The following is a 13,348-nucleotide window of genomic DNA, read 5'->3' on the forward strand; positions in this document are numbered from 1 at the left end:
AAACAAAAAAAGAGGCTCACACCTCTTTTTCTTATTTCTTTTTATGATTTAATACGGCATTGAGGACAATGGCGAGTAGGCTGGCTACGACGATTCCGTTTGAGAAGAACATTTGGAAGGCTGTCGGCATGCTGACAAAGAGATTACTGTTGTTGAGTCCGACACCTGCAGCGATTGAAACAGCTGCGATAAGGAAGTTATGTTCATTGTTAGCAAAGTCAACACGAGCGAGGATTTGCATCCCTTGAATGGATACAAAACCAAACATCACCAGCATGGCACCACCGAGGACAGGGCTCGGAATGATTTGAGCAAGGGCACCAAACTTAGGAAGGAGTCCAAGGAGAACCAGGAAACCAGCTGCGTAGTAGATTGGCAGGCGAGTCTTGATACCTGATAATTTAACCAAACCAACGTTTTGTGAAAATCCGGTGTAAGGGAAGGTGTTAAAGATTCCTCCGAGAAGTACGGCCAAACCTTCTGCGCGGTAACCGTTGCGCAGGCGCGTGCTGTCGATTGGATCTTTCGTGATATCAGACAAGGCTAGGTAAACACCAGTCGACTCAACCATAGACACCGTTGCGATGATACACATCATGACAATAGATGAGATTTCAAAGGTTGGCATCCCAAAGTAGAGTGGAGTTGGGACATGGACAAGTGGTGCTGACGCAACAGGAGAGAAGTCCACCAAACCCATGCTAGCAGCAATGGCGGTTCCAACAACCAGACCAATCAAAATAGAGATAGACTTGATAAATCCTTTGGTAAAGATGTTGATCAAGAGGATAATCAGAACAGTAATAGCTGCAAGCAAGAGACTTTGACCAGTTGGTTCTGGAACGTTATTTCCCATATTTCCAATAGCGACAGGGATCAAGGTTAAACCAATCGTGGTAATAACAGATCCTGTTACGATAGATGGGAAGAGATTGGCTACTTTTGAGAAGATGCCTGAAACAAGAACCACGTAAATCCCTGATGCGATAAGGGCACCAAACATAGCACCACTACCATGGCTTTGTCCAATCATAATCAAGGGAGCGACTGACTGGAAGGCCACTCCGAGAACGACTGGGAGTCCAATCCCAAAGTATTTGTTGAGTTGGAGTTGGAGGAAGGTTGCCACACCACACATGAAGATATCTGTGGAAATCAGGTAGGTCAACTGCTCAGCTGAATAGCCAAGGGCTGTCGCAATCATGATGGGAACCAGGATGGATCCTGAGTACATGGCTAGTAAGTGCTGCAAGCCAAGAACGGCTGCTTGCGAATGTTTTTCTTGAGTTTGCATTAGAGATCTGCCTCCTTAAATACGACTTGACCATTTTCAAAACGATCCAAACGAGCGAGTGATAGAACAGAGTAACCTGCTTTTTCAAGCAAATCACGGCCATCTTGGAAAGATTTTTCAATTACGATACCGATAGCTTCGACTGTGGCTCCAGCCTGTTCGATGATCTGAATCAAGCCTTTAGCAGCTTGGCCGTTAGCAAGGAAATCGTCGATAATCAATACCTTGTCCTCTGGTGAGAGGAATTTTCCAGCGATAGAAACGGTGCTGGTTACCTGCTTGGTAAAGGAGTAGACTTGGGCAGTTAAGATGCCTTCATTCATAGTGATGTTTTTAGCTTTTTTAGCGAAAATCATGGGAACGTTTAAGGCTTCAGCTGTAAAAAGGGCTGGGGCAATGCCTGACGCTTCAATGGTCACAACCTTAGTAATGCCAGCAGCAGCAAATTTTTCAGCAAAAACCTTACCAATCTCTCGCATCAAGCTAAAGTCAACTTGGTGGGTTAAAAAGGAATCCACCTTGAGGATGTTGTCACCCAAGATATGCCCATCCTTGAGGATGCGCTCTTCTAATAATTTCATAAGACCTCCTAAAGTCTAACAGCAAATCCATTTGCTTGTTTATAGTTTCTAGCAAGAAATAGAAAAAGGACTTACTTAATCTCTAAGTAAGTCCACAAAATAGGCATGGCAAAAAGGACCATACCTTACTTCTGACTTACTTATTGTTAGGTGTTCCGGCACCTTGTAGAAACGTCGTGCCAATTCACGACATAAACAAGTAAAACGATATTCAATTTTAAATAGGCTTGAGCCAATGTTTTTATTTTACACTAAATAACTTTAGAAATCAAATATTTTGTTAGTGTTTTGTTTTGAAAAGCGAACAAATATAATAAAAATGGGCAAAAATTAACTTATTGGCTAACATTTAGAAGGTTTTTCCATCATAAAAGGGCATATTATTAGGTTTTTAAATACCTGACAATATGCCTCTTTCTAACTTTAAAGACTTTTTCCCAATCTTTATTATTCTACTCGCTAAATCTTAAAAAATAGCCATCTGGATCCAAAATCGCAAATTCATGGGGATATATAAAGCTATCTCCTACTCGAAATTCTCTTTTTGTCAGGGGACGATGGATAGGATAGTCAGCTTCCAGCAGTTTTTGGTGGAGCTGAGGAACATCTGCAATGCCAAAGGAGAGATTGACACCGCGCCCGAAAGGATAGGTCAGCTGAGCTAATTCTTCTGCGCTGCCTTCTTCTAGCATAAGTTGGCAGTCTTCAAGCGAGAGGAAGAGAAATTTCTCCTCTGGACGCTCGTATTCGACAGAGAATCCTAGCAGGTCGCAGTAGAAGTGGCGTGATTTTTCGATGTCAGATGCTACAAACTCAGGAATGACAGCTTGATAGTCCATTCGTTTTCTCCTTAGAGTTCAATCTCCATGACAATGGGTGTGTGGTCTTGGCGCGCACCGGAGTCAATCATATCAGACTTGGTCACCTTGTCAGCCACGCGGTTGCTTGTCAGCCAGTAGTCGATTCTCCAGCCTGTATTGTTGATTTTAGAAGTCTTGCTGCGCTGTGCCCACCAAGTGTAGCGTTCTGGAACATCGCCGTGAATGTGGCGGAAGGTATCCGTAAATCCAGTTGCTAAAAGGTTGGTAAATCCAGCACGCTCCTCGTCGGTAAATCCTGGTGAACGGCGGTTGCTAGCAGGATTTGCAAGGTCAATCTCATTGTGGGCTACGTTATAGTCACCGGTCGCAAGGACTGGTTTTTCTTTGTCTAGTCCAGCTAAGTACTCAGCATATTTGACATCCCAGACTTGACGTTCTTCCAAGCGTTTGAGACCATCACCAGCATTTGGAGTGTAAACTTGGGTCACGAAAAATTTATCAAATTCCAAAGTGATGATGCGGCCTTCCAAGTCCATGGTAGAAGGGGCACCGATTTCTGGGAAAGTGACAGTAGGTGTGAGTTCTTTCTTATAGAGGAACATGGTACCAGCATAGCCTTTACGGGCAGGTTCTTGGGAAGAGCGCCACGTATTTTCGTAGCCTGGGAAGAGTTCTTCTAAAATTTCCAAGTGTTTCTTTGTAGGCCCCTTGGTAGAAAGTTTGGTTTCTTGGATAGCAATGATATCAGCATTTTCAGCGACCAAGGTTTGTAGGACTTCTTGGGACAATTTGGCACGAGCTGAGTCACTAGTTAGGGCAGCATTGAGGGAATCAATATTCCATGAGATAAGTTTCATAAAGTTACCTTTTTCATTCAGATTATAGATTTTATTATACCAAAAAAAGGTCTATTTCCCCAACGTATGGTTTGAAAAATCACTCTTTAGACTTTATCATGAGAAAATAAAAATCCCCCAAACTATTTAGAAAAAAATCTAAATAGTTCTTGTGTTTAGAATAGAAAGGTGTATAATGTTATTTAGAAAAACATCTAAATAGAAAGTGAAGTTACATATATGTCAAATAAGAGAACAATCCTTCTTTTTGTGGTCTTGGCTTATGCCCTTGCTTGGATAATATGGTTGGCACTATGGATAGGTGGTGTTGGTCTAAATTCTCCATGGAGTCAACTTGCTAGTATTGTAGCCATGTGGATGCCTGCACTTGCAGTCTTTATTTTAGGGAAAATCACGAATCAACCTAGTGGAATCAAATATAAATTAGTTGTGAACCTCAAGAGCAACTGGCGCTTTTACTTACTAGCTATCTGGTTACCAGCAGTCATCAGTTTTTTAGGAGCGGGACTTTATTTTCTTGTATTTCCTAGCAATTTCAGCCTTGGTTTTGAATCTATTCAAGCTATTTTACAAGAAAAAGGAGTCCTTCAATCACCGTTCCCCTTATCTTTCTTGGCCTTGATTCAAATCCTAGCTAGTTTGACCTACGCTCCTTTTCTTAATAGTTTCTTTGCATTGGGAGAGGAAATTGGTTGGCGTGGCTATCTTTACCCAGTGCTAAGAGGACGCTTTTCAATAGTCCAGACTCATGTCTTGCTTGGTCTCATTTGGAGTCTTTGGCATCTACCAATCAATTTACAAGGATATAATTATGGCCTTACTTATTTTGCTTATCCCGTTTTGGGAGTTGTTGCTATGTTTCTATTTTGTTTTAGCCTAGGAATATTGTTAAGCTGGTTGTTAGAAAAGACAGGCTCTATCTGGACTTCAGCACTATTTCATGGGGCAATCAATGCAACTGCAGGTATTGGGTTACTCTTCCAATTACCAGGAGAAAAAGTTTCAAGCCTCTTGATTTTAGACCCATCACCGACAGGAATGCTATCAGTTTTACCTTGCTTAGTCCTAGCCCTACTACTATTACAAAGGGAAAGGAGTCATTATGAGTTTTGCAAATAGTTTTAAAGCCTTATCTCATCCAGTTAGGAGAGAGATTTTAAATTTACTCAAAGCAGGTAGATTATCTGCAGGAGAAATTGCCAGTCAATTCGAGTTGACTAGTGCAACTATTTCACACCATCTCACGATTTTGAAAGCAGCAGATTTGATTCATGAAATGAGAGAGAAAAACTTTATTTACTATGAGTTAAATACATCGGTTTTAGAGGATATAATGGTTTGGTTAGCAGATCTGAAAGGAGATCATTTTGATGAAGATAAAAATCAATAAGAAATTGCTATTATTTACGAGCATTCTCATCCTACTACCTTCCCTTGTAGGTTGTGTTTTCTGGAATCAATTACCAGAGGAGATACCCACTCATTTTAATCTACTGGGTCAAGCAGATGGCTACAATCATAAAATGTCTGCTATCTTTGGATTACCGACTCTCATGCTTTTGATGCATTGGTTGCTTCTATTTTTAATGATTAAGGATCCTAAATCTAGCAATATCAGTTCAAAAATACAAGTTTTGATTTACTGGATTATTCCTTTTGTATCTTGTCTATTAATGATTTCTATCTTCGGAGAATCTTTGGGTTATTCCATGATGAGCGGGATTCTAGCTCAGATTTTTATGGGAGTCGTGATGATCGTAATTGGAAATTATCTACCAAAAACACACCGAAATTATATAATCGGTATTCGACTTCCGTGGACCTTGGAGAGTGATAAAAACTGGAGAAAAACACATCGATTAGCTGGAAAAATTTGGGTATTAGGAGGATTGTTATTGTTTCTAAACTCCTTTGTGCAACTATATGTTTACTGGGTATTCTTCTTGACACTTTTCTTTGTAGTGATAATTCCTAGTGTCTATTCTTATCAATTATCAAAATTAGAATCTTGAAACAGGTATTTGAGTCATTAGTTAGAGAAGTTGGTCTGATAAGTCTATTTCCCCAACGTATGGTTTGAAAAATCATCCTCTTTTGTTTATAATTAAGAATGATTTTATGAAAGGGAGTGAAAATACATGAAATTCTACTCTTATGACTATGTACTCAGCCAAATCGGTCAGCAAAATGGTATCATGGTTGGCTTTGGGATTGTGCTCCTAGCTATCACAGGATTTTTTGCCTTCAAGGCGTATCGTGATAAAAAAGGTGACTAGATTTTGTGAATTGGTCATGATTTTTGTCTTGACTTTGATGGCCATGCTTTTGGTGACAATCTCAAAATATCAGACCAATTAAGCCTCTAACAACCAATTTCAAACTTCATTTCATAGAGGTTGTTTCTAAAGACTTGGGAGTGGATAAATCAGAAGTTTACGTCAATACTTCTGCAGTTACTGATGGAGAACTTGTCAAGGTCGGTTCAGATTTCTACCACGCCATGAACGAGAGTGAATTAGACAAGTATCTTTTAAAGAAATTAGAATTGCATCAAACAGACGTTATTGAATTGGTGAAGGTAAACAAGTGACACTCAACTGTATGGAAATTGTAATCGAACTGGCCTTGGGGCTCTTCTCACTTGTTTTGTTATCAATGTGACAGGAAAGGGAAACCTAGCACCTAACTCTGCGACAGATTAAATTCAGAATTATGTTCTCTGTGCTATCATTGGTGGGGTGATTTACAATAGTTCTATCAGCATTTTGCAGTACGAGGTGATTTTACTGATGTGGACTATTTTGGTTTTGACCCTCAAGTGGCTTCATAATATTCGTTTTGTGAAATGTTTGATTGATGGTAAGCCAACTCTCCTCATCAAACATGAGAAGATTGACCTAGAAGCCTGTCGTTCGGTTGATTTGTTTGGGGTGGATGTAACCCTCAAACTTCGTAGCCAAGGGATTTTCCAGATGAAGCAAGTTGAACGAGCTGTGCAGGAGCAAAATGACCAACTCATCGTGGTCCAAATGGGAGATGAAAATCCTAAGTATCTAATTGTGACTGATGGTGTTATCCAAGTAGAAGTCTTGGAATCGCTTGGCTGTAGCGAAGAGTGGTTGATTGATAATCTCGGCAAACAAGGGCATGACAATGTAGCCAATATCTTTATCGCTGAGTATGACAAAGGTGACGTTACAGTTGTAACCTATGAATAAGAAAAACCTGGGGTCGGAGTCTCAGGTTTCCATTTGGAACTAGAAAGGAATTTTATGTCCATTATTCAAAAACTCTGGTGGTTTTTTAAGCTAGAAAAACGCCGTTATCTAGTCGGAATTGTGGCCTTGGTCTTGGTTTCTGTCCTTAACCTCATTCCCCCAATGGTCATGGGGCGGATCATTGATGCTATCACATCGGGGCAATTAATTCAGAATGAACTACTTATTTACCTATTTTACTTGCTTCTTGCGGCCTTTGGTATGTACTATCTGCGCTATGTTTGGCGTATGTATATTCTTGGGACATCCTACCGTCTGGGGCAGATTATGAGGTCTCGCTTGTTTGAGCATTTTACAAAGATGTCTCCAGCCTTTTATCAAACCTATCGGACGGGGGACTTGATGGCACACGCAACCAATGATATCAATTCTTTGACGAGTCTTGCAGGTGGTGGTGTTATATCTGCGGTGGATGCCTCTATTACAGCTTTAGTGACTTTGCTGACCATGCTCTTTAGCATTTCCTGGCAGATGACTCTAGTTGCAATTTTGCCCCTGCCTTTTATGGCATATGCGACCAGTCGTTTGGGAAGAAAGACTCATAAGGTCTTTGGAGAGTCACAGGATGCCTTTTCTGAACTCAATAACAAGGTTCAGGAGTCTGTATCAGGTATCAAAGTGACCAAGTCTTTTGGTTATCAGGCAGATGAGCTGGAGTCCTTTCAGGCAGTCAATGAATTAACCTTCCAAAAGAACCTCCAAACCATGAAATACGATAGACTCTTTGACCCAATGGTTTTCTTGTTTGTTGGATTATCCTATGTTTTAACACTCTTAGTCGGCTCTTTGATGGTTCGGGAGGGGCAGATTACAGTTGGAAATTTGGTCACTTTTATTAGTTATTTGGATATGCTGGTCTGGCCTCTCATGGCTATTGGTTTCCTCTTTAATATCACTCAGCGAGGAAAGGTTTCTTACCAGCGGATTGAGAATCTTTTGTCTCAGGAATCATCTGTAAAAGACTCCGAGTTTCCTCTGGATGGTATTGAAAACGGGCGCTTGGAGTATGCTATTGATAACTTTGCTTTTGAAAACGAGGAAACGCTGATGGATATTCACTTTAGTTTGGAAAAAGGGCAAACTCTGGGCTTGGTTGGGCAGACAGGCTCTGGGAAAACATCCTTGATTAAACTCCTCTTGCGTGAGTACGATGTGGATAAGGGAGCTATTTATCTAAATGGTCACGATATTCGCGATTATCGTTTGACAGAGCTTCGTAGTCTTATGGGCTACGTCCCTCAGGACCAGTTCCTCTTTGCGACTTCGATTTTAGACAATATTCGCTTTGGCAATCCTAACTTGCCCATTTCAGCGGTCGAGGAAGCGACTAAGCTAGCTCAAGTTTACCAAGACATTGTAGTCATGTCACAGGGATTTGATACGTTGATTGGTGAAAAGGGAGTCAGTCTTTCTGGTGGGCAAAAGCAGCGGCTGGCTATGAGTCGGGCTATGATTTTAGACCCTGATATCTTGATTTTGGATGATTCTTTGTCGGCCGTGGATGCCAAGACAGAGTATGCGATTATCGACAACCTTAAGGAGACGCGAAAGGACAAGACAACCATTATTACGGCTCATCGCCTCAGTGCAGTTGTCCATGCAGATTTGATTTTAGTCCTGCAAAATGGTCAAATCATCGAACGAGGCAGGCACGAAGACTTGCTAGCTTTGGATGGCTGGTATGCCCAAACCTACCAGTCTCAGCAGCTGGAAATGAAGGGAGAAGAAGATGCAGAATAAACAAGAACAATGGGCTGTATTGAAGCGCTTGATATCTTATCTCAAGCCTTATGGTCTTCTGACCTTTTTGGCACTCAGCTTTCTCCTAGCGACTACGGTCATTAAAAGTGTCATTCCCCTTGTGGCTTCCCACTTTATCGACCAGTATCTCAGCAATCTCAATCAACTCGCTGTGACAGTGTTGCTGGCCTACTATGGTCTCTATATCCTGCAAACTCTGGTTCAGTATGTCGGAAATCTTCTCTTTGTACGGGTGTCTTACAGTATTGTGAGGGATATTCGTCGCGATGCCTTTGCCAATATGGAGAAGCTAGGCATGTCTTATTTTGACAAGACGCCAGCAGGCTCTATCGTCTCTCGTTTGACTAATGATACCGAGACAATCAGTGATATGTTTTCGGGGATTTTATCCAGTTTTATCTCAGCAATTTTTATCTTTTTGACAACCCTTTATACCATGTTGGTGTTGGATTTTCGTTTGACAGCATTAGTCCTGCTCTTTCTCCCTTTGATTTTCCTTTTGGTCAATCTCTATCGTAAAAAATCAGTCAAGATTATCGAGAAAACCAGAAGTCTCTTGTCAGATATCAATAGTAAGCTGGTAGAAAATATCGAAGGAATTAGGATTATCCAGGTCTTTAATCAAGAAAAGCGCCAGCAGGCAGAATTTGATGAGATTAACCAAGAACACTTGGTCTATGCCAACCGCTCTGTAGCCTTTGATGCCCTCTTGTTGCGCCCTGCTATGAGTTTGTTGAAACTCCTAGGTTATACTGTCTTAATGGCCTATTTTGGCTACCGTGGTCTTTCTATCGGGATAACGGTCGGGACTATGTATGCTTTTATCCAGTACATCAATCGTCTCTTTGATCCTCTGATTGAAGTAACGCAAAACTTTTCAACCCTGCAAACGTCTATGGTGTCTGCAGGCCGTGTCTTTGCCTTGATTGACGAGGCAACCTATGAGCCTCTTCAAGAAAATAGTCAGGTTGAGGTTGAAGAAGGCAATATTCGTTTTGAACATGTGTGTTTCTCATATGATGGCAAACATCCTATTCTGGATGATATTTCTTTTTCGGTCAACAAGGGTGAAACCATTGCCTTTGTAGGTCATACAGGTTCGGGGAAATCTTCGATTATAAATGTTCTCATGCGCTTTTATGAATTCCAGTCAGGGAGAGTTCTCTTGGATGATGTGGATATCAGGGATTTCAGTCAAGAAGAGCTGAGAAAAAACATCGGTTTGGTCTTGCAGGAACCCTTTCTCTATCATGGAACTATTAAGTCCAATATCGCCATGTACCAAGAAATCAGTGATGATCAGGTTCAGGCTGCGGCAGCCTTTGTGGATGCAGATTCCTTTATTCAAGAACTTCCTAAGGGGTACGACTCCCCTGTGTCTGAGCGTGGATCGAGTTTTTCAACTGGTCAGCGACAGCTTCTTGCCTTTGCCAGAACAGTTGCCAGCCAGCCTAAAATCCTGATTTTGGATGAAGCGACCGCCAATATTGACTCTGAAACAGAAAGCTTGGTTCAAGCTTCTCTGGCGAAGATGAGACAGGGCCGAACAACTATTGCTATCGCTCACCGCCTTTCTACTATTCAAGACGCCAACTGCATCTATGTTTTGGACAAGGGGCGCATTATCGAGAGTGGAACTCATGAAGAACTCTTGGCCTTGGGAGGAACCTATCACAAGATGTATAGCTTGCAGGCAGGGGCCATGTCCTAACACTCTTTGATTTTCATTGAGTAAAAGAAGGAAATCCTTCAAATTACAGATTTCTTTCACCGCCTTTTCCATTTTGTGGTATAATGAAAAATGTTGACAAATAGTATAATAAAAACAAAGGAGAACAGCATGCTGAAATGGGAAGACTTGCCTGTGGAAATGAAATCAAGCGAGGTTGAGTCTTACTACCAGCTTGTCTCTAAAAGGAAGGGTTCGCTGATTTTCAAGCGTTGCTTGGACTGGGTTTTGACCTTGGTCTTACTGGTTCTGACCTCTCCCATCTTTCTCATCTTGAGCATTTGGATCAAGTTGGATAGCAAGGGGCCAGTGATTTACAAGCAAGAGCGCGTGACCCAGTACAATCGACCTTTCAAGATTTGGAAGTTCCGTACCATGGTGACAGATGCGGATAAAAAAGGGAGTCTGGTGACTTCTGCTAACGATAGCCGTATTACCAAGGTTGGCAATTTTATCCGTCGTGTCCGTTTGGACGAACTGCCTCAACTGGTCAATGTTCTTAAAGGCGAAATGTCCTTTGTCGGTACACGACCTGAAGTGCCACGCTACACAGAGCAGTATAGCCCTGAAATGATGGCAACCTTGCTCTTACCAGCAGGGATTACCTCTCCAGCCAGCATCAACTACAAGGATGAGGACACCATCATCAGTCAAATGACGGAGAAAGGTCTGTCAGTTGACCAGGCCTATGTGGAGCATGTTCTTCCTGAAAAGATGCGCTATAACCTTGCCTATCTCCGAGAGTTTAGTTTCCTTGGAGACATCAAAATCATGTTTCAAACCGTGTTTGAAGTGCTAAAATAAAGTAGTCATGAGAGAATGAGTACAGATAAAAGGAGCAAATCAATGCCAAATTACAATATTCCATTTTCACCGCCTGATATCACAGAAGCAGAAATTGCTGAAGTAGCGGATACCCTGCGTTCTGGTTGGATCACAACAGGTCCTAAAACAAAAGAACTGGAGCGCCGCTTGTCTCTTTACACACAGACACCTAAGACTGTTTGTCTCAACTCTGCGACAGCCGCTCTGGAGTTGATTTTACGCGTTTTGGAAGTGGGACCTGGTGATGAAGTCATCGTTCCAGCCATGACCTATACGGCTTCATGTAGTGTCATTACGCACGTGGGAGCAACCCCTGTCATGGTGGATATCCAAGCAGATACGTTTGAGATGGACTATGACCTGCTGGAGCAAGCCATCACTGAGAAAACTAAGGTGATTATCCCAGTAGAGCTCGCAGGGATTGTTTGCGATTATAACCGTTTGTTCCAAGTCGTGGAGAAAAAACGTGACTTCTTTACCGCTTCAAGCAAGTGGCAAAAGGCCTTTAACCGTATTGTCATTGTCTCTGATAGTGCCCACGCTTTGGGATCTACTTATAAAGGACAACCTTCTGGTTCTATCGCTGACTTTACTTCCTTCTCATTCCATGCCGTTAAGAACTTTACAACGGCAGAAGGTGGAAGTGCGACTTGGAAGGCCAATCCAGCGATTGACGACGAAGAGATGTACAAGGAATTCCAAATCCTTTCCCTTCACGGGCAAACTAAGGATGCTCTTGCCAAGATGCAACTGGGGTCATGGGAATACGATATCGTCACACCAGCCTACAAGTGCAATATGACTGATATCATGGCATCGCTTGGTTTGGTACAATTGGACCGTTACTCTGGGTTGCTAGAACGTCGTAAGGACATTGTGGACCGCTATGATCGTGGTTTTGCAGGTTCTCGCATCCATCCATTGGCACACAAGACTGATACTGTTGAATCTTCACGCCATCTCTACATTACCCATGTAGAAGGAGCGAGCTTAGAAGAACGCAATCTTATCATCCAAGAATTAGCTAAAGCAGGAATTGCAAGTAACGTCCACTACAAGCCACTTCCGCTCTTGACAGCCTATAAGAATCTTGGCTTTGATATGGCGAACTATCCTAAGGCCTATGCCTTCTTTGAAAATGAAATTACGCTTCCTCTTCATACTAAACTAAGCGATGAAGAAGTGGACTATATCATTGAGACTTTCAAAACAGTTTCTGAAAAAGTACTAGCTTCATCAAAAAAATGACAAACTACAGTCAAGTAATAGTGATTCTGTTTCTAAAAAGTCTAATTGAGTGTAAAACTGTTGTTTTCAATTGAAAGTCCTATAGTAAAATGAAATAAAAACAGGACAAATCAATCAGGATAGTCAAATTAATTTCTAGCAATATTTTAGAAGCAAAGGTGTACTCTTATAGTTTCAATATACTGTATGGTTTGAAATAAGATGTGAGCAATTTGGTGTAGCATTTAGAATCCTTACTAGACATCATTTAGAAAATATAGTGTCTTGTTCTAGTTTTCAATTCACCCTATTTTTTGAAAGACGTGAGTTTCCATGAGTGAGATTGTGGAAACTCGCGTCTTTTTTTGTTTTCAGAATATTGTTCAAAGTTTTGTGCCTGTCTTTCATGTTCTAGTCATTCTTTTGCATGATAGAATTTATAGCGTTTTGATATTATAATAATACAAATATCCCATATGTTTAGTGAAGCTTGCTATACATCATTAGATCTCCTGCGAGACAATCTATAAAACACTTGTCTACGATTACCTATATACCCTATTCCAGTATTTTGGAAGCACTGCATCTATTTTTATCGAGGTTAAATCTAGCTTTTATAGAAGGTCTATTTAAGAAATATATTGTAGTGTTTTAGTTTCAATCCGCCATATGAGCGATATTCAGGTAAATATCCCTGGCGAATGCTTGTATGACAAGGTATTTGTTCTTTCATTTATAATTTACAACATATCAATAAATTTAAATATAGTAAATGGGATATTTTATATTCAAGCTAAGAAAGATAGCATCACTTTTGAATGGAAGTCTAAAGAGCAAACTAGGAAGTTGGCCATAGATAGCTCAAAAACCTGCTTTGAGGTTGTAGATATAGTAAAATGAAATAAGAATAGGACAAATCGATCGGGATAGTCAAATCGATTTCTAACAATGTTTTATAAGTAGAGGTGTACTATT

11 protein-coding genes, 2 pseudogenes and 1 riboswitch are annotated in these 13,348 nt (G+C 41.1%); of the genes and pseudogenes, 9 read left to right on the top strand and 4 right to left on the bottom strand.

Features of this window, described 5'->3' with window-relative positions; all coding sequences use genetic code 11:
- Window positions 1-31: 31 nt before the first annotated feature.
- The 4 genes from HT699_RS06010 to HT699_RS06025 all read right to left on the bottom strand — a co-directional run bounded on the left by HT699_RS06010 (window position 32) and on the right by HT699_RS06025 (window position 3,553).
- Entirely contained in the window at window positions 32-1,294 is a 1,263-nt protein-coding gene (locus tag HT699_RS06010) for a nucleobase:cation symporter-2 family protein (protein ID WP_166730621.1), read from the bottom strand.
- Window positions 1,294-1,875 (bottom strand): xanthine phosphoribosyltransferase, encoded by a 582-nt coding sequence (locus HT699_RS06015; RefSeq protein ID WP_138705448.1) that lies wholly within the window; start codon window positions 1,873-1,875, stop codon window positions 1,294-1,296. The genes HT699_RS06010 and HT699_RS06015 overlap by 1 nt, the downstream gene beginning before the upstream one ends.
- Window positions 1,876-1,998: 123 nt before the next feature.
- Window positions 1,999-2,094: riboswitch (purine riboswitch) on the bottom strand.
- 233 nt (window positions 2,095-2,327) lie between these two features.
- Window positions 2,328-2,714 carry a VOC family protein gene (locus HT699_RS06020; protein WP_138705449.1) on the bottom strand — a complete coding sequence of 129 codons (387 nt, stop codon included), beginning with the start codon at window positions 2,712-2,714 and terminating at the stop codon, window positions 2,328-2,330.
- A gap of 11 nt (window positions 2,715-2,725) precedes the next feature.
- Window positions 2,726-3,553: an exodeoxyribonuclease III gene (locus tag HT699_RS06025; RefSeq protein ID WP_166730620.1), complete on the bottom strand. Its 828-nt coding sequence runs from the start codon at window positions 3,551-3,553 to the stop codon at window positions 2,726-2,728.
- Between the two features lie 219 nt (window positions 3,554-3,772).
- Between HT699_RS06025 and HT699_RS06030 the strand changes: the two genes are divergently transcribed.
- From HT699_RS06030 to HT699_RS06070, 9 genes and pseudogenes are all read left to right on the top strand, one after another.
- A complete protein-coding gene (locus HT699_RS06030) occupies window positions 3,773-4,672 on the top strand; it encodes a type II CAAX endopeptidase family protein (protein WP_166730619.1) in 900 nt (299 codons plus the stop codon).
- Window positions 4,656-4,943 (top strand): autorepressor SdpR family transcription factor, encoded by a 288-nt coding sequence (locus tag HT699_RS06035; protein WP_050207416.1) that lies wholly within the window; start codon window positions 4,656-4,658, stop codon window positions 4,941-4,943. Before HT699_RS06030 ends, HT699_RS06035 begins: the two co-directional genes overlap by 17 nt.
- The gene (locus HT699_RS06040) at window positions 4,924-5,565 is read left to right on the top strand and encodes an SdpI family protein (protein WP_078934249.1); all 642 of its coding nucleotides are present in this window, start codon (window positions 4,924-4,926) and stop codon (window positions 5,563-5,565) included. Before HT699_RS06035 ends, HT699_RS06040 begins: the two co-directional genes overlap by 20 nt.
- A gap of 126 nt (window positions 5,566-5,691) precedes the next feature.
- Window positions 5,692-6,143: pseudogene (locus HT699_RS06045) on the top strand (DUF3290 family protein).
- Window positions 6,140-6,771, top strand: a pseudogene (locus HT699_RS06050) (DUF421 domain-containing protein). The pseudogenes HT699_RS06045 and HT699_RS06050 overlap by 4 nt, the downstream one beginning before the upstream one ends.
- Window positions 6,772-6,825: 54 nt before the next feature.
- A complete protein-coding gene (locus tag HT699_RS06055) occupies window positions 6,826-8,571 on the top strand; it encodes an ABC transporter transmembrane domain-containing protein (protein WP_166730618.1) in 1,746 nt (581 codons plus the stop codon).
- Window positions 8,561-10,303 carry an ABC transporter ATP-binding protein gene (locus tag HT699_RS06060; protein ID WP_001180122.1) on the top strand — a complete coding sequence of 581 codons (1,743 nt, stop codon included), beginning with the start codon at window positions 8,561-8,563 and terminating at the stop codon, window positions 10,301-10,303. The genes HT699_RS06055 and HT699_RS06060 overlap by 11 nt, the downstream gene beginning before the upstream one ends.
- Before the next feature lie 129 nt (window positions 10,304-10,432).
- On the top strand, window positions 10,433-11,125 hold the full coding sequence (locus HT699_RS06065; RefSeq protein WP_119919885.1) for a sugar transferase: 693 nt from the start codon (window positions 10,433-10,435) through the stop codon (window positions 11,123-11,125).
- A gap of 42 nt (window positions 11,126-11,167) precedes the next feature.
- Window positions 11,168-12,394: a DegT/DnrJ/EryC1/StrS aminotransferase family protein gene (locus tag HT699_RS06070; RefSeq protein WP_166730617.1), complete on the top strand. Its 1,227-nt coding sequence runs from the start codon at window positions 11,168-11,170 to the stop codon at window positions 12,392-12,394.
- Window positions 12,395-13,348 lie beyond the last annotated feature (954 nt).

The organism is Streptococcus sp. 1055 (assembly GCF_013276815.1).
GTDB lineage: Bacteria > Bacillota > Bacilli > Lactobacillales > Streptococcaceae > Streptococcus > Streptococcus pseudopneumoniae.